The organism is Desulfohalovibrio reitneri (assembly GCF_000711295.1).
Classification (GTDB): domain Bacteria; phylum Desulfobacterota; class Desulfovibrionia; order Desulfovibrionales; family Desulfovibrionaceae; genus Desulfohalovibrio; species Desulfohalovibrio reitneri.
Genome location: NZ_JOMJ01000003.1, coordinates 1,869,291 through 1,886,308 on the forward strand (window position 1 = coordinate 1,869,291; position 17,018 = coordinate 1,886,308).

Sequence of the window (17,018 nt, forward strand, 5' to 3'; positions counted from 1 at the left end):
CAAAGTTTTCGCTATATGCTGTTGCATCCCGGCATAGACCCTGTGGCCATTGATCTGGGGCCGATTTCCGTGCGCTGGTACGGCCTGATGTACGTGCTGGGCTTCGCCGCCGCCTGGCTGCTGGGCAGGTGGCGGGCCAGGCGGCCGTGGTCGGTGGTCGATCCCCGCGAGATGGAGGATTTGGTCTGGTACCTGGTGCTGGGCCTGATGATCGGCGCCAGGGTGGGCTACATGCTCTTCTACGACCTGCCCGGGCTGCTGGCCGATCCGTTGAGCATGTTCGCGGTCTGGCGCGGGGGGATGTCCTTCCACGGCGGGCTTTTGGGCGTGGTGGCGGCCATGCTGTTTTTCGCTTGGCGGCGGGAGAAGCCCTTCTTCGGGCTGACGGACTTCATCTGCCCGCTGGCCCCCATCGGTCTGGGCCTTGGCCGCGTGGGCAACTTCATCAACGCGGAGCTGTGGGGCAGGCCCACGGACATGCCCTGGGGGGTGATCTTCCCCGACCCCCGGGCGGGCATGGTGCCCCGCCATCCCTCCCAGCTGTACGAGGCTTTTTTGGAGGGGCTGCTGCTGTTCGCGGTGCTGTGGGCCTACTCCGCCAAGCCCCGCGCCAGGGGAACGGTGTCCGGGCTGTTTTTGCTGCTCTACGGGTGTTTTCGGTTCCTGGTGGAGTTCTTCCGTACACCGGACCCGCAACTTGGCTTCCTGGCCTTCGGCTGGCTGACCATGGGGCAGCTGCTGTCCACGCCCATGATTCTGGGCGGGGTGGCGCTCATCTGGTGGGGTCTGCGCCGGGCGGCCGGACACCGGGGCGAAGGCTGAAACGCTTCTGTTTCCCGTCCGCTTCTGCTAGAACGTTTCGCGCGCCCCGGTTTGGGGCTCCCGAGAATTGAACCAGACCCGCCCAGCGAGGTGATACGGCATGACCCAGCCCTACAAGGACGCGGTTTCCATCTGCAAGACCATCCTGCGCAACGGCTACGACGCCTACGTCATCAACGCCCGTTTCCAGCAGGAGCTTGAACGCGACCTCAGCGAGAACGAGGTCGACATCGCCACGGACATGGACGCGGACGAGCTGATGAAGATCTTCCCCAACGTGTCCCAATCCTCCCAGCGCGGCGAGAAGGCCGTGATGACGGAAGGCGGTGTGACCATCCGCTTCTACCCCGCCTACAACGTGGAGGCGGCCCACCCGGAGACCATCCTCACCTGCGCCACCCCGCGCATTTTGCGGCGCATGGAGGAACGCCAGGAGATGTCCTCTTCCCTGGCCTGCCCCTACGTGCGCCACGCCGAGGACGCCCACGAGGGGTTCGCGGACATGAACGAGGGCCGAATCCGCCTGGTTGGCGCGCCGTCCGAAACGCTCAAGAGAAACCTGCTTTTCGGGCTGCGGGCCCTGCGCTTCGCGGCCAACTACAACCTGCCCATCGAGCAGAACACCTGGGTGGCCATCATCCGCTCCGCCCAGCGCATCCTGGACTACACCGCCGTCACCGATGTCATGGACGAGTGGCGCAAGGTGGAGGCCGAGGCCATGTGGAAGTTCGTGGACCTGCTCATGGAGTCGCAGCTTCTGCACGGCCTGCTGCCGGAAATCGCCGCCCTCTCGCGCCTCAAGCACATCCGCAACGAGTCCGGCGAGGAGGAGACGGTGCTGACCCACGTGCTGGAGGTAATGCGCCACTACCCCGAGGAACTGCCCTACGACTGGTACGGGGTCATGGCCTGCCTGCTGCACGATGTGGGCAAGCTCTTCACCGCAGAATACTACGACGGCAAGTGGCACTTCCACCAGCACCACCGCATCGGCGCGCAGGTGGCCCGCAAGATTCTGGGACGGCTCAGGATGCCACCCAACGAGGTGGACCTTATCTGCCACCTGGTGCGCCACCACATGCGCTTCCAGTACATGCTCACCGAGCGCGGCGCGCGGCGCTTCAAAGCCCTGGACGAGTACCCCCGCCTCATCGAGATGGCCAGGGCGGACACCAAGGCGCGCGGCGGCAACTACACCAACTTCAACCACAACCTCAAAATGCTGGAAAAGGCCGAAACGCCGGAAGAGATGAGCGAACCGCTGCTCAACGGCAACGAAATCATGGAGTTCACCGGGCTCAAGCCCGGCCCGGCCATCGGCATCATCCGCGAGGCCCTGCTCCAGGCCCAGGTGGAGGGCAAGGTCACCAGCGTGCCCGAGGCGGTGGACTTTGTGCTGGCCTACAAGGAAGCCATGTAGCTTCCACAGGACATTGCGCAATCATCCGGCCCGTCGCGTGCAAACGCGGCGGGCCGTTTTCATCGCCCTTCGGGCCTGGTTCGCAGCAGCGACCGCAGGGCGGCGATCCCCCTGCGGTCGTCCTCCAGGTCCTCGTCCTTGGGCGTTTCCAGCACCACCGGCAGGCCGTCCAGCGCCGGGTGGTTCACCAGCAGACCAAATCCCTCCAGGCCGATCTCCCCCTCACCGATGTGGGCATGGCGGTCCTTGTTCGACCCCATTTCCCGCAAGGAGTCGTTGGCATGCACGAACCGCAGCCGCTCAAGCCCCACGTGCTCCCGCACCTCGGCCAGCAACCCCTCCAGCCCTTCGGCCGCGCGCAGGTCGTACCCCGCGGCGAAGGCGTGGGCCGTGTCCAGGCATATCCCCAGCCTCTCCGAACACCGCGAGGTGGCGATGATCGCACCAAGCTCCCGGGGCGTGGACCCCAGGGCACTGCCCTGACCGGCCGTGTTCTCCAACAAGACCGCAACACCCTCGGGAGCCGCCTCCAGCACCTTGTCCAGCCCGGCGGCCACACGCTCCACCCCGGCCTCGGCGCCGCTGCCCGTATGCGCGCCCGGATGCAACACCACGTACGGCACGCCCAGCTTGACGCACCGCGCCGCCTCCTCGGCCAGCGCGGCCACGCTCTTGCCCCACAACTCGTCCTTGGGCGAGGCCAGGTTGATGAGATACGAGGCGTGCGAGGCCATCCGCTCCGCAGGCCGCCCCCATTCCGCCAGGGCGGCCCGGAACCTGTCCGATTCCGCGTCCTCCACCGGCTTGGCCAGCCACTGCCGCTGGTTCCGCGTGAACAGCTGCAGCGACTCCCCGTCAACCGAACGGATCCGCTCGAAAACCCGTTCCAGTCCACCCCCAGCCGGCATGTGCGCTCCAAAATACGGTCCCATGGAGGGAGGCAATAGAGGATTTCGAACTTGGATGCCAGGGAGAAAGAGGGGAAGATTTCGCCTTCGGCGACGCGGCGACTGCGGAATTCGAACCCCCGGCGGCACCCCGCTCTGACTGTTTGTCTCCAGATACGTAGGACGCGAAATGCAGTTGTTGCTCTCCGGCTACCACGTGTCCGCACCACACCCCCGAGCGAAGCGAGCGATATAAAAATTTCGGAAAAGGAGGGTGAGTGTACTGCCCCCGGTTTAGCAAGCCTTTTTTAAGAGAGTCCGCGAGTTGATCAGTTCCTGCTCGGTTGTCACCGGGGTTTTATACCCCAGCGCCGAGTGCAGGTAGCCTTGGTTGTATTCTTCGATCCAGGAGCCCAAGGCTTGGCAAAAGGCCGTCGGGCTACGCCATTCATTAATCCAGACCAGCTCTTCCTTCATGGTGCGCATGAAGCGCTCGGTGTCGGCATTGCCTTTTGGGTTGTTGTAGCTGGTGAAGGCGAGTTTGATGTCCATGACGCGGCAAGCCTTCATGAAGCTCGCCGAGGTCGGCTGGCAGCCGTTGTCGGCCATGAGATGAAGACCGCCGTCGCGCACGCCTTCGGGGAACTGCCTGCCGACAGCCGCGTTGAGCGCCGAGAGCCAATGCCACGCCTTGGCCTGGTCGCCGGCGTAATGGCCGACGACCTTCTTGGTGCGCCAATCAAGCACAATGACCACGTACAGCCAGCCGTAGCCGTCAATCTTGATTTTGGTCATGTCGATACCCCACCACTCGTTGGGTCGCGTGGGCCGGGGCTTGACGCCGGTCGGCCTGCGTTTGGCCTTGAGTCGCAGGTTGGGCTTCACCGTGAGGTCATGCTCGCTCATGAGCCGGTAGACGCGATTTTTGCCGACGACTACGCCGTCCACGAAGCGCAGAAACGCCCAGACCCGACGGTATCCCCAGAACGGATGGTCGGCCTTGATGCCGCGAATGCGGGCCAGGAGGTCGGCGTTGCGCTCGGCGACCTTTGCATATGGTCCACGCTTCATCCGAACGGCCCGCTTTTTTTTAGCTCAATGGTCAACTCACCGATCAGGCTTTTGAGCTTCATGTTCTCGCGCTCAAGCTTGGCCGTACGCTGTGCGCCGTGCTCGGTCTCGAACGCTTTGTGCGCCTGGGCAAGGAATTGATCGCGCCACTTGTAGTACTGGTTCTGCGAGATGGCGTACTCGGCGCACACTTCGCCCACGGGTCGTCCTCGAAGGCCTTCGAGGACGACCCGTGTCTTCTGCTCCGGGGTCCACTTCCGTCGCTTCATGGCAAACCTCCTGCCTGTTGAGAAGCCACGGACTTCCACTTAAATCAAGGCTGTTTCAAACTGGGGGCAGGATATGAGGGCGTGTGAAAGGGAGGAAAAAACCGTTTTTAAAGGATTTTTCCTCCCTTTCCCACTGCCCTGAACTTCCACCCAGCCACCATCCGTTCCCAAGGAGGGAAATATTCCCCTTCGGCGACCAGGGGGGCTGCGCCCCCCCCTGGTCCCTGCGGCAAACTCATTTTCCATGTGTGTTCGCGGGATGGCGCGCGGTGGGAGCTTTGAAAGGGAGCACTCCGGCGAATAAGCGATTGTGGGGCTATTAGTCGGTAAAACATCGCCAACCCGCTTGGTTAGCGATGTGTCGGACGCGGAATTGGCTTGTAGTCCTCCGGCTGCGCCGTTTTACTTGGCTTGGTTTTCCTCCAACTCCTTGAGCTTGGTTTCGATGGCCTTGGGGTTGGGAAAGGAGTCTTGGATGGATCGCAGGAGTTCTCCGGCCTTTTCCGGATCGCCGGTCTGCAGGGCGGTTTCGGCCAGGAAGTAGACGGCCATGTCGTGTTCGCGCTGGGGGAGGGATTTGTCCTGGAGGAGGTCGGTGAGGATGTCTTTGGCTTTGGGCCAGTTTTCCTGGAAGGTGTAGGTCATGGCCAGGTCCACGTTGCATTGGGGGTGGCAGGACTTTGCGTCCTGAGATTCCACGCAGTCACGCAGGGTGTCCTGTGCCAGGTCGAAGCGTCCAGCCTGGAAGTGGGCCGAGGATATGCGCTCGTAGAGGTCGCAGGGGTTGGCCCCGTCCACGTCCAGGCGGGCGGCTTTCTGCCAGGCTTCCAGGGCTTCGTCCAGGTCGCCCCGTCGCAAGTGCAGATCGCCTGTCTTCAGGAGCACGGTGCGCGCGCGCTCGGGTTGCGGCCCGAACTCCAGGAGCATGGCTTCGAGGACCAGGAGGGCCTTTTCCTGGTCGTTTTTGACCACGTTGAGGATTTCCAGGATGCGTTTCCAGGCGTGCCAGCGGCGTTTTCCCTCCGGGTATTCCTGGATGTAGCGCTGGTAGAGGTTTTCCGCCTCCAGGTAGAGGCCCTGGGCGTAGGCGTCGTCGGCCTGCGTCAGAACGGGGTTCTTGGCCTCGTCCCGTGGGGAGCAGGCGCTTGCCAGAAGCAGCGCCAGGAGGAGGGCCGCGCCGACGGCGGCCGTGGGCGCGAGCCCCCTCCCGAGGCGCGTCATGTCTTGTCCACGCCGTTTTCGCGCACGATGTCGAAGCCCACCAGGTTGCCGCCGTCCAGATTGGCCAGCCGCACGCCCTGGGTGGCGCGTCCCACCACGGAGATGTCCTTGACCGAGATGCGGACGATCTTGTTGCCCGAGGTGAGCATGATGAGTTCGTCGTTCTGGTCCACCAGCATGGAGCCGATGACCTGCCCGGTCTTGGGCGTTACCTTCATGTTGATGACGCCCCGCCCGCCACGCGACTGGATGCGGTAGTGGGAGATGAGGGTGCGCTTGCCGTAGCCGCTTTCCGAGATGGTCAGCAGATGGCCCTTGCCCGGGACGGGTTTCTCCTGGTTTTCCGGGGGCACAACCACGCCCCCTACCACCTTGTCGTCGCCGCGCAGGGCTATGCCTTTCACGCCGGCGGCGGTGCGGCCCATGGGGCGGACCTCGTTGCAGGAGAAGCGGATGGCCAGGCCGTCCTGGGTGGTGAGGACGATCTCGTCGTCGTGCTCGATTTGCCGCACCAGGACAAGCTCGTCGTTGTCCTTGAGGTTGACGGCCCTGATGCCGGAGGCGCGCACGTTCTGGTAGAGCGAGGCCACGGTGCGCTTGACCATGCCCCGCTTGGTCACGAAGAGGAAGTAGTAGTCGTCCGAGAACTCGCGCACGGACATGGCCGTGGCCACGTACTCGTCCCGCTCCAGGGGCACCAGGTTGGCGATGTGCGCGCCTTTGGCGTAGCGGGAGCCCTCGGGCACGCGGTGGACCTTGATGGTCAGCATGCGGCCAAGGTTGGTGAACAGAAGCAGGTTCTGGTGATTGGTGGTGGTGATGAAGGAGTGGATCATGTCTCCTTCGCTGGTCTGCACCCCGGCGATGCCTTTGCCACCCCGTTTCTGCTGCTGGTAGGAATCCAGCGGCACGCGCTTGCAGTAGCCCCGGCGGGAGAGGGTGATGACCACCTCCTCGTCGGCGATGAGGTCCTCGATGTCGATCTCCGAGGGGTCCTGGGCCAGAATCTGGGTCTTGCGCGGCGTGGCGTAGGTCTTTTTCAGGTCCAGCAACTCGTCGCGGATGACCCCGCGCAGCACCTCGTCGGAGTTGAGGATGGAGTTGTAGAACTCGATCTTCTTGATGAGGCCCCGGTACTCTTCCAGGAGCTTTTCGTGCTCCATGGAGGTCAGCCTTTGCAACCGCATGTCCAGGATGGCCTGGGACTGGGCGTCGGACAGCTCGAAGCGGTTCATGAGGTTGGTCTTGGCCTCTGGCGGGTTGGCGGAGCCGCGGATTATGGCCACCACTTCGTCGATGTTGTCCACGGCGATGCGCAGCCCTTCCAGGATGTGGGCCCGCCTTTCGGCCTTGTCCAGGTCGAAGCGGGTGCGCCGCAGGACCACCTCGCGCCGGTGCCGCAGGAAGTGGTTGAGGATCTGCTTGAGGTTGAGGAGTTGGGGCCTGGAGTCGGCCACGGCCATCATGTTGATGCCGAAGGAGGATTCCAGCGGGGTGTACTTGTAGAGGGAGTTCTCGATGATGTCCGGGATGGACCCCTTCTTGAGGTCCAGCACGATGCGGATGCCGTTGCGGTCCGACTCGTCGCGCAGGTCGGCCACGCCCTCGATCTTGCGGTCGTTGACCAGGTGGGCGATTTTCTCCACCAGCCCGGCTTTGTTCAGGGCGTAGGGGATTTCGGAGATGATCAGGGAGATGCGACCCTTCTTGTCCTCCTCCCGCTCGATGGTGCCCCGGATGCGCACGGTGCCCCGGCCGGTGGCGTAGGCCTCGGCCATGCCCTGCCCGCCGTAGAGGGAGGCCCCGGTGGGGAAGTCCGGTCCCTTGACGAAGTGGGTCAGGTCGGGGATCTGGCAGTCCGGGTTGTCCAAGAGGTGCACGGTGGCGTCCACCAGCTCGCCCAGGTTGTGCGGCGGGATGTTGGTGGCCATGCCCACGGCGATGCCCGCGGAGCCGTTGAGCAGCAGGGCGGGCACCTTGGCGGGCAGGACGATGGGCTCCTGCAGAGAGTTGTCGTAGTTGGCCCGCCAGTTGACGGTCTCCTTCTCGATGTCCGCCAGGAACTCGCCGGAGAGGCGGGACATGCGCGCCTCGGTGTAACGCATGGCCGCGGCTGCGTCGCCGTCGATGGAGCCGAAGTTGCCCTGCCCGTCCACCAGGGGGTCGCGCATGGAGAAGTCCTGGGCCATGCGGACCAGGGCGTCGTACACCGCGGAGTCACCGTGGGGGTGGTACTTACCGATGACGTCGCCGACCACGCGGGCGGACTTCTTGTAGGGCCGGTTGTAGGTGTTCCCCAGCTCGTGCATGGCGTAGAGGATGCGCCGATGCACGGGCTTGAGCCCGTCGCGCACGTCCGGAATGGCCCGGCCGATGATGACCGAGAGGGAATACTCCAGGTAGGATTTCTTGATTTCCTGTTCGATGCTGACTTTCACGTCGTCTCCTCTGGGGACGGTGGTTGCCGCGCGGGGCTAGATGTCCAGTTCGGCCACGGCCAGGGCGTTCTTCTCGATGAAGTCGCGCCTGGGCTCGACCTTGTCGCCCATGAGTTTCTGGAAGATGTCGTCCGCCTCCATGGCGTCCTCGATGGACACCTGCAGCATGGTGCGGTTCTCGGGATTCATGGTGGTTTCCCAGAGCTGTTCCGGGTTCATCTCGCCCAGACCCTTGTAGCGCTGGATGTGGTAGCCCTTGTGGGCCTCCTCCAGCACCCAGGCCATCAGCGGGAAGAGGCCCACCACGGTGGTTTCCTCCTCCTTGCGGCGCAGGGTGAACTCGTCCGTGGGGGCCACCTCGCGGATTTCCTCCATCTTCTCGAAGGACTGCTTGTAGATGCGGGAGTTGAAGAACTCCACGCCCAGGCGGGTGGAGTGGCCCGAGGCGGTCTCGAAGTTGACGAAGACGCGCGGCTCCACCTCGTCCATGTCCTCGTCCCGCTCCACGGAGCAGTCGAAGCCGCAGTCCTCCATGGTCTTGCGGAAGCGCTCGAAGTCCTGGCCCAGGAAATGGTCGGGCAGCAGCCGCTCGGGGTGGGTGAGGATGCACATGAGCAGCATCTCGTCGATGCCGTAGTTGGCCGCCTCGTCCATCTTGCCCTGGATGAAGCTGATCTTTTCCATGAACCGGGTCAGCTTGCCGCCGGTGAGTTCGGTGCCGTCGGAGGTGATGAGGTGCAGGTTGCCGGCCACCTTGCCCAGCAGGAACTTGCGCAGCTCCTCCTCGGTGGCGATGTAGCGCTCGAACTTGCCCTTGCTCACGCGGTACAGCGGCGGCTGGGCGATGTAGAGATGCCCGCGCTCGATGAGCTGCACGTACTGGCGGAAGAAGAAAGTCAGCAGCAGGGTGCGGATGTGCGCGCCGTCCACGTCCGCGTCGGTCATGATGACGATCTGGTGGTAGCGCAGCTTGTCCAGGTCCATCTCGTCCTCGCCGATGCCCGCGCCCATGGCCGTGATGAGGGCGCGTATCTCCTTGTTGGAGAGCATCTTGTCGAAGCGCGTCTTCTCCACGTTGAGGATCTTGCCGCGCAGGGGAAGGATGGCCTGGAACTTGGGGTCGCGGCCCTGCTTGGCCGAGCCGCCCGCGGAGTCGCCCTCCACGATGTAGAGCTCGGAGTCCTCGGGCTTCTTGGTCTGGCAATCGGCCAGCTTGCCGGGCAGGGCGTTGTCGGACAGCGCACCCTTGCGGCGCACCAAGTCGCGGGCCTTGCGGGCGGCCTCGCGGGCGCGGGCCGCGTCCACGATCTTCTCCACGATGGCCTTGGCGTCGGGGGGACTCTCCTGCAGGAAGGTGGTGAACTTCTCGTAGAAGAGGGACGAGACGATGCCCGTGACCTCGGAGTTGCCCAGCTTGGTCTTGGTCTGGCCCTCGAACTGCGGGTCGGGCAGCTTCACGGAGATGACCGCGGTCATGCCCTCGCGCACGTCCTCGCCCGTCACCTTCTGCTTGAGCTTCTTGGGCAGGTCGGCGGAGTTGATGTAGTTGTTGATGGCCCGGGTGAAGGCGGTCTTGAAGCCCACCAGGTGGGTGCCGCCTTCCTTGGTGCGGATGTTGTTGGCGAAGGTCAGCACCGATTCCTTGTAGCCAGCGTTGTACTGCAGGGCGAACTCCACCACCACGCCTTCCTGCTCCCCCTCGCCGTAGAGCATGGTGTGCAACTCGGTCTGGCCCTCGTTGAGATCCTTGACGAACTCGCGGATGCCGCCGTCGTAGCGGAAGGTTTCCTCCTGCTGGGTGCGCTCGTCGATGAACTCGATTCCCAGGCCCGAGTTGAGATAGGCCACCTGCTGGAAGCGCTTGCGCAGAATGTCGAAGTCGAACTGGTTGGTCTCGAAGATTTCCTCGTCCGGGCGGAAGCGGATGGTGGTGCCGCGCTCGGCGGCCTCGCCCTGGTTCTCCAGCTCGGTAACGGGCACGCCGCGCTCGAAGCGCATGTGCCAGCGCTGGCCGTCGCGCTTGACCACGACTTCCAAATACTCGGACAGGGCGTTGACGCAGGACACGCCCACGCCGTGCAGGCCGCCGGAGACCTTGTACGACTCGTTGTCGAACTTGCCGCCGGCGTGCAGCTTGGTCATGACCACTTCCACGGCCGGCTTGTTCAGCTTGGGGTGCATGCCCACGGGAATGCCGCGGCCGTCGTCCGACACCGTTACCGAGTTGTCCAGGTGAAGCGTGACCTTGATGCGGCCGCAGTGGCCGGCCATGGCCTCGTCGATGGAGTTGTCCACCACCTCGTAGACCAGATGGTGCAGGCCGCGGATGTCCGTGGAGCCGATGTACATGGCCGGGCGCATGCGCACCGCGGCCAGCCCTTCCAGCACCGTGATGCTGGTTTCGCTGTACTCGGCGCCGCCTTTTTGCGGCCCGTCCTGGGGAAGCTGACTCATGGTTAGGCCTCTTCCTCGGTGTAGTAGGTTTCCTCGACGATCTTCATGGGCATGATGATGACCAGGTATTCGGGGTCGTCCTCGCCCCGGATGCCGCACGGCCCCTCGCTGCCCGTGAAGTTGAAGGTGACCCGCTCGGAATTGAAGTGGGAGAGGATCTCGATGAGGTTGCGGGTGGGGAAGGCGATCTTGTCCAGCCCCCCGCTGAATTCCACGGGCAGGGTCTCGTTGGCCGTGCCCACGTCCTGTCCCTGGGAGAAGAGCTGCATCTCGCCGTTCTCGAAGGAGAAGGAGACGGTGCGGTTGTTCTCGGAGTTGAAGATCAGGATGCGGTCCAGGGAGTCGGCCAGCTCCTCGCGGTCGAGGGTCAGGCTGCCCTGGGCGTCATCGCTCACCTTGGAGAGGAAGGTGGTGTAGTCCGGGTACTGGTAGAATGACAGCGGCAGGGAGAAGGTCTCCACCTGGTCGCGGGTGCGGAAGAAGAGCCGCTTGTCGTCCAGGGCCATCTCTATCTCCTCGCCCGAGAGCCACTTCTTCAGCTCGGTGAGGTACTTCTTCTGGATGAGCATGCCGCCCTCGGGGAGCATATCCACGATGTCGTCATTGGTGAAGCCCAGCATGGCGAACTGGTGGCCGTTCAGCCCCAGGGCGCGAATGGACTTGCCGTTCTCCCCGTCCACGGGAACCACGTTCATGCAGGCGATGGCCTCCATGGTGTCCTCGTCGGAAATGCAGTAGCTCACCCGATCGATGAGTTCCTGGAGGAAATCGCCGGACCAGTAGACGCCCCCGGACTCGGGATGGTCGGAGAACTTCTGGAACCAGGTGGGATCGTTGGTGGGCAGCTTGTACTTCCGCTTGCCCTGCTCGATGAGCAGGTTGGACCCTTCGGCCTCGGTGCGCACGGTGATTTCGCCGGGGGGCAGTTTGCGCACCAGGTCGTAGAAGGAGCGGCCCTGCACGCCCGCCAGGCCCTCTTCCTGCACTGTGGCCGGGTAGGCGCCGGTGAACTCCAGATTGGAGTCCGTGGACATGATGCGCAGGGTGTCGCCCTCGGCCTTCATCCAGATGGTGCGCAGAAAGGCCGCGCCCGTCTTGGCCGGGATGATGTTCGAGGACTTGTGCAGGCCTTCGATGATGTCATCTCTGATCACTCTTAAATACATGTATACTCCTTGTGATTGCAGTAAATGCCGGTTCCTTTGTTCTTTTTTATGACAAAATACCGGAATCAATCACGAAAATCGGAACACAACCATGTTGCTGAAATGTCGCTCGACAGCGCTTTGTCCGGGGTCCGTTCATTCGGCTTCCGAGGAGAGACATTTTTGCTTCAGGGTTTTCAACACGTTTTTCGTTTCTTTGTTAACCTTCTGGATTTTCTTGATCTTATTCACGGCGTACAGGGCCGTGGAGTGGTCCTTGCCCCCGAAGATGCGGCCCAGAGCGGGATAGGAACTGCCCAGCATCTCCCGGCAGAGGAACATGGCCATCTGCCGCGCCCGCACGATTTCGTGGCGGCGCTGGGAGCCCTTGAGATCCTTGGGCTGCAGCCCGAAGTGCGAGGACACGATGTCGATGATCAGGTCCGGACTCAGGGCGGGCTGCGGTTTCTCCTCGGTGTGGGAGAGGACGTGCTGGAAGTCCTTGGGCCCGATGTCCTTGTTGACCAGCTCCTTGTAGGCGAACAGCTTCAGCAGGATGCCCTGCAGGTAGCGGAAGTCGCGGAAGCGCTGGGCCAGGATGAGGACCTGTTCCTTGTCCAGGGTTATCTTCTTCTGCCGGCACTGGTTCTGGATGAAGCGCACCCGCACTTCCAGGTCCGGCTGCTTGAGGTTGACGATGAGTCCCCACTCCAGCCGCGACTTGAGGGTGGGGTTGAGGAACTCGTAGGTGGTCACGCGATCGGCGCAGCCGAAGACCATCTGCTTTTTCTGGTCGTGAAAGGCGTTGAAGAGGATGATGAGTTCCTGCTGCAGATTGGGGCTGTGCTGGATGAGCTGGAAGTCGTCCAGCACCAGCACCTGGTAGGCGGAAAGCTGCCGCCGGGCGGAAAAGGAGTCGTCCTGCTTGAACAGGGCGGCCAGATCCTCCACCGTGCCGAAGTAGATGGACTGCGGATCGGTGCGCCGGGCTATCTCGTTGGCTATGGCCTTGAGCAGGTGGGTCTTGCCGGAGCCGTGCTCCCCGCAGACCACGAACGGGTTGAAGACCACGCTGTCCTGTTTGGCCACCTCCCTGGCCGAGGCCAGGGGGAAGTAGTTCTTCTTGTTTATCAGGAAGGAGTCGAAGGTGAACTGGTTGCCGAAGGGGAAATCCAGCGACTTGACCCGCTCTTTCCCGGCTGTGGAGGCGGTTTCCGACGTGCCCGCGCCGTGGCCGTTGTGGCCGTAGCTGATGATGGAGCCCGGGCCGAAGAAGCCGTTCATCTGCTCCTCGAACCGGTCCTGCACGTGCTGGGCGAACCAAGAGGAGAAAAAAGCGTGGGGAAAGCCCACGTCGAGCCGTTTCTCGTCCGGGTCGTAGCGCACGTCCAGCGGATCGAACCACCGCTTCAGTTCCTGGTCGGAAAAGGACTGTTCCAGATGGGTGCGGAGCGAGGTTTTCACGCTGTCCGGGGTGTTGTGGTCTGTTGCGGATTGCGGCACTTCGGACACCGGTCGCGGGCTTGGCCGGGCTGATTTTCCCCCCTCGCGGCCACCCCGTTTGAATTCGTCCCCGTATAGCGAAAATACAGGCTTTCGCCAAGGTTTTTCTGCCCCGGAAGCCCTGGTTCTCAACAGGTTGTCCACCGCTTTGGTGGAGTTTCCCCAGGACTTGGGAAAAAGGTTGTATTTTCGCGGTAGAGATACGGCGCGGTTCTTCCGCGGCCTCCCGGTTGCCATCGGTACACGCTTTGGGCATCCTTCCGGGGCCCCGATCGGGACCAAGGAGCAGACATGGCCGCCAAAAAGACCAAGACTATCGCCGAGATCAACGAACGCATCAAGCAGGGGAAAGCCGTGGTGCTCACGGCCGAGGAAATGACCGAGGCCGTGCGCCGCCAGGGCAAGGCCAGGGCCGCGGCCGAGGTGGATGTCGTCACCACGGGCACCTTCTCGCCCATGTGCTCTTCCGGTGTTGTATTCAACATCGGCCAGGAACCGCCCATGATCAAGGCTTCCGAGGTCAGCCTCAACGGCGTGCCCTGCTACGGCGGCATAGCGGCCGTGGACGCCTTCCTGGGCGCCACGGAGCCCCACCGCGACGATCCCCTGAACAAGGTCTACCCCGGCTCCTTCAAATACGGCGGCGGCCACGTCATCGAGGACTTGGCGCGGGGGAGGGCTGTGCGCCTCCTGGCCAAGGGATACGGCACCGACTGCTACCCACGCACGGAGATCGAGAAGGACGTCACCCTCGCCCAGTTGCCCTACGCCCAGCTCTTCAACCCCCGCAACTGCTACCAGAACTACAACGTGGCGGTGAACCTCACCTCGCGGACCATCTACACCTACATGGGGCCGCTGAAGCCGGGCATGCGCAACGCCAACTTCGCCACCGCCGGCTGCCTCTCGCCGCTGTTCAACGACCCCTTCTTCCGCACCATCGGCCTGGGCACGCGCATCCTCCTGGGCGGCGGCACCGGCTGGGTTCTGGGCGCGGGAACCCAGCACAACGCCAAGCCCAAGCGCAACGAGCGCGGCATCCCCATGCAGCCCGCCGGAACCCTCATGGTGCGCGGCGACCTCAAGGGCATGGACCCGCGCTACCTGCGCGGCGTCTCCTTCCGGGGCTACGGGCCCTCGCTGTCCGTGGGCGCGGCCATTCCCATCCCCATCCTGGACGAGGACATGGCCTTCTTCACCGGCGTGGCAGACTCGGACATCGAGATGCAGGTCATGGACTACGGCCACGACTACCCGCAGGGCACGGGCAAGATAATAACCCGCGTGACCTACGAGGAGTTGGCCTCGGGCGAAATCAGGGTCAAGGACCGGAAGGTGCCCACCTCGCCGCTCTCCTCCCAGGTGCTGGCCCGGGAGATGGCCGAGAACCTGAAGAAAATGATCGCCGAGGGCTCCTTCCTGCTCACCGAGTCCCAGGAGAAGATCGTCTCCGAGTGATGGACGCGCGCGAATCCCTCCGCGAAACCCTGGCCGCCCCGGCCCGGGAGGGCATGGCCCTGGCCGTGTCCGGCGGTCTGGACTCGCGCCTGCTGGCCTGGCTGCTGCTGGGCCTGCGGTTGCCCTTCACCGCCCTGCACGTGCGCGGCCCCCACGTCCCTCCCTGGGAGAGCGAGGGAGCCGTGGCTTGGCTCGCGGAGCACGGTGTTCCCTTCCACGTGCTGGACCTGGACCCCCTGACCCTGGGTCCGGTGCGGGAAAACGCCCGGGACCGCTGCTACCACTGCAAGCGCTACCTTTTCGCCGCCATGCGGGAGAAGGCGGACAGCCTGGGCCCGCCCCATCTGCTGGACGCAACCAACGCCTCGGACCTGGGCGAGTACCGCCCCGGCCTCCAGGCCCTGCGCGAACTGGGCGTGCGCTCCCCCCTGGCCGAACTCGGCATCGGCAAGCCGGACATCCGCGCCCTGGCCGCCCAACACGGCCTCAGCGACCCGGACCAGCCCTCCCGCGCCTGCGCCCTGACCCGCTTTCCCTACGGCCACGCCATCGGCCGCGCCGACCTCGACCTGTTGCTGCGCGCGGAGTACCGTGTGGAGTCCCTGGGCGTGCGGGAGTTCCGGCTGCGGTTGCCCGCGCCCGGGCAGGTGCTTTTGCAGCTTCCGCGCCACGCGGAATGCGGTGAATCACTCCTTGATAGACTACGAAACGAAATACAAAACGTTTATGGAATAGTGCCGGAAATCGTATTCAGCGAACGCTTGAGCGGTTTCTACGATACCCAGCCAGACCCCGCCCAGAGCGGGCCCCGAAGGAGTTGACCCCATGGCCTCCACCGTCCATTTCTGGAACCTGCGCGCCTCCGGCAAGGCTCCCACCCACGCCAAGCTGGCAAAGCTCCTGGACGCCCTGCCCGTGGCCGACCACATCGCCAAGGACGACCTCACCGCGGTCAAGCTCCATTTCGGCGAGGCGGGCGTCACCGGCTTCCTGGCCCCCCATCTGGTCAAGCCCATCATCGACCGCCTCCTGGAACTGGAAAGCAAACCCTTCCTCACCGACACCGCCACCCTCTACGTGGGGCAGCGCGGCAACGCTGTGGACCACTCCCTGCTTGCCCGCCGACACGGTTTCGACCCGGCCGTCCTGGGCGCGCCCGTGCACATGGCCGACGGCCTCAACTCCACCAACGAGACCACCGTATCCATCCCCAACGGCACGGAACTCACAGAGGCCCACCTGGCCGCCGACATCCTTAACGCCGAGGCCATGGCCGTCCTCTCCCACTTCAAGGGGCACATCGCCGCGGGCTTCGGTGGCGCGCTGAAAAACCTGGCCATGGGCTGCGCCACCCGCAAGGGCAAAATGCACCAGCACATGGCCATGGGCCCTAAACTCACCCCGGAAAACTGCGTGGGCTGCGGCGCCTGCATCGAAGTCTGCGCCCCCGGCGCGCTCCGCCTGGACGCGGACGACCGCATCACCATCGACCACGAGCTCTGCGTGGGTTGCGGCGGCTGCTTCCACGCCTGCCCCACCAAGGCCGTGGACATCGACTGGTCCCTGGAACGCGCGCGCTTCATCCGCCGTATGATGGAATACGCCTCGGCCGTTTACCACAACATCCAAAAACCCGCCGTCTACGTGAACTTCATCCTCGACGTCACACCCGAATGCGACTGCATCGGCTTCTCCGACGCCCCCATTTGCCCCAACCTCGGCATCGCCGCCTCCACCGACCCCCTCGCCCTCGACCAGGCCTGCATTGACCTCGTCAACCAGGCGCCCGCACTCCACCCATCCAAACTGCCCGACGACTACCAACCCGGACAAAACAAGTTCACCACCCTCAACAAAGACATGCCCGACCACCTCGGCCTCGACCACGCCGAAACACTTGGAATCGGAAGCAGGGAGTATGTGTTGAAACACATCTAGGATTGGAGAAGAGGGGAAGATTTCGCCTTCGGCGACCAGGGGGCTGCGCGCCCCCTGGACCCTGCGGCAAAGTAACTTTGCATGTGTAACGCGGGTTGGGGCGTGTCAGGTGAAAGCCGAGGGAGTAACTCGGCGCAATGGACGGCTATGTGGCTAGTTAACCCGATAAAACCGGATCCCGGTCGTCTGGCTTCACAGACGCAGGTCACGAAATTGGACACTAGTCCCCGTCTGTCTTGTTCCTCGCATGACGCCCCGAGCGAAGCGAGCTTCTGAGAAAGAAAAGCATTTCGCCTTCGGCGACCAGGGGGCTGCGAGCCCCCTGAATCCTGCGGCAAACTCACTTTGCATGTGTGTTCGCGGGATGGCGCGCGGTGGGATCGTGAACGGGG

At 63.7% G+C, this 17,018-nt stretch carries 13 protein-coding genes; 5 read left to right on the plus strand and 8 right to left on the minus strand.

Annotation, left to right across the window (positions count from 1 at the left end; all coding sequences use genetic code 11):
* Nucleotides 1-15: 15 nt before the first annotated feature.
* Entirely contained in the window at nucleotides 16-822 is an 807-nt protein-coding gene (gene lgt / locus N911_RS0109325; protein WP_029896494.1) for a prolipoprotein diacylglyceryl transferase, read from the plus strand.
* 100 nt (nucleotides 823-922) lie between these two features.
* Nucleotides 923-2,242 (plus strand): HD domain-containing protein, encoded by a 1,320-nt coding sequence (locus N911_RS0109330; RefSeq protein ID WP_029896496.1) that lies wholly within the window; start codon nucleotides 923-925, stop codon nucleotides 2,240-2,242.
* 59 nt (nucleotides 2,243-2,301) lie between these two features.
* Here the strand turns inward: N911_RS0109330 and N911_RS0109335 are convergent, their stop codons facing one another.
* From N911_RS0109335 to N911_RS0109370, 8 genes are all read right to left on the minus strand, one after another.
* Entirely contained in the window at nucleotides 2,302-3,174 is an 873-nt protein-coding gene (locus N911_RS0109335) for a deoxyribonuclease IV (protein WP_029896498.1), read from the minus strand.
* A gap of 249 nt (nucleotides 3,175-3,423) precedes the next feature.
* On the minus strand, nucleotides 3,424-4,200 hold the full coding sequence (locus N911_RS0109340; protein WP_051693969.1) for an IS3 family transposase: 777 nt from the start codon (nucleotides 4,198-4,200) through the stop codon (nucleotides 3,424-3,426).
* Nucleotides 4,197-4,469: a transposase gene (locus N911_RS0109345; RefSeq protein WP_029895442.1), complete on the minus strand. Its 273-nt coding sequence runs from the start codon at nucleotides 4,467-4,469 to the stop codon at nucleotides 4,197-4,199. The genes N911_RS0109340 and N911_RS0109345 overlap by 4 nt, the downstream gene beginning before the upstream one ends.
* A gap of 402 nt (nucleotides 4,470-4,871) precedes the next feature.
* Complete coding sequence (locus N911_RS0109350; protein WP_029896500.1) at nucleotides 4,872-5,690, minus strand: tetratricopeptide repeat protein; 819 nt, start codon at nucleotides 5,688-5,690, stop codon at nucleotides 4,872-4,874.
* Entirely contained in the window at nucleotides 5,687-8,128 is a 2,442-nt protein-coding gene (gene gyrA / locus N911_RS0109355) for a DNA gyrase subunit A (RefSeq protein ID WP_029896502.1), read from the minus strand. Before gyrA ends, N911_RS0109350 begins: the two co-directional genes overlap by 4 nt.
* Nucleotides 8,129-8,164: 36 nt before the next feature.
* Nucleotides 8,165-10,582: a DNA topoisomerase (ATP-hydrolyzing) subunit B gene (gene gyrB, locus N911_RS0109360; RefSeq protein WP_035104639.1), complete on the minus strand. Its 2,418-nt coding sequence runs from the start codon at nucleotides 10,580-10,582 to the stop codon at nucleotides 8,165-8,167.
* A 2-nt stretch (nucleotides 10,583-10,584) separates the two neighbouring features.
* Entirely contained in the window at nucleotides 10,585-11,748 is a 1,164-nt protein-coding gene (dnaN, locus tag N911_RS0109365) for a DNA polymerase III subunit beta (RefSeq protein ID WP_029896506.1), read from the minus strand.
* 135 nt (nucleotides 11,749-11,883) lie between these two features.
* Nucleotides 11,884-13,230, minus strand: coding sequence for a DnaA ATPase domain-containing protein (locus N911_RS0109370; RefSeq protein WP_237559927.1), 1,347 nt, complete (start codon nucleotides 13,228-13,230; stop codon nucleotides 11,884-11,886).
* A 291-nt stretch (nucleotides 13,231-13,521) separates the two neighbouring features.
* Between N911_RS0109370 and N911_RS0109375 the strand changes: the two genes are divergently transcribed.
* The 3 genes from N911_RS0109375 to N911_RS0109385 are packed head-to-tail and all read left to right on the plus strand — an operon-like array spanning nucleotide 13,522 to nucleotide 16,626.
* On the plus strand, nucleotides 13,522-14,688 hold the full coding sequence (locus N911_RS0109375; RefSeq protein ID WP_029896509.1) for a homocysteine biosynthesis protein: 1,167 nt from the start codon (nucleotides 13,522-13,524) through the stop codon (nucleotides 14,686-14,688).
* Nucleotides 14,688-15,509, plus strand: coding sequence for an ATP-dependent sacrificial sulfur transferase LarE (gene larE, locus N911_RS0109380; protein ID WP_051694139.1), 822 nt, complete (start codon nucleotides 14,688-14,690; stop codon nucleotides 15,507-15,509). Before N911_RS0109375 ends, larE begins: the two co-directional genes overlap by 1 nt.
* A 4-nt stretch (nucleotides 15,510-15,513) precedes the next feature.
* On the plus strand, nucleotides 15,514-16,626 hold the full coding sequence (locus N911_RS0109385; protein WP_029896513.1) for a DUF362 domain-containing protein: 1,113 nt from the start codon (nucleotides 15,514-15,516) through the stop codon (nucleotides 16,624-16,626).
* Nucleotides 16,627-17,018: the final 392 nt, after the last annotated feature.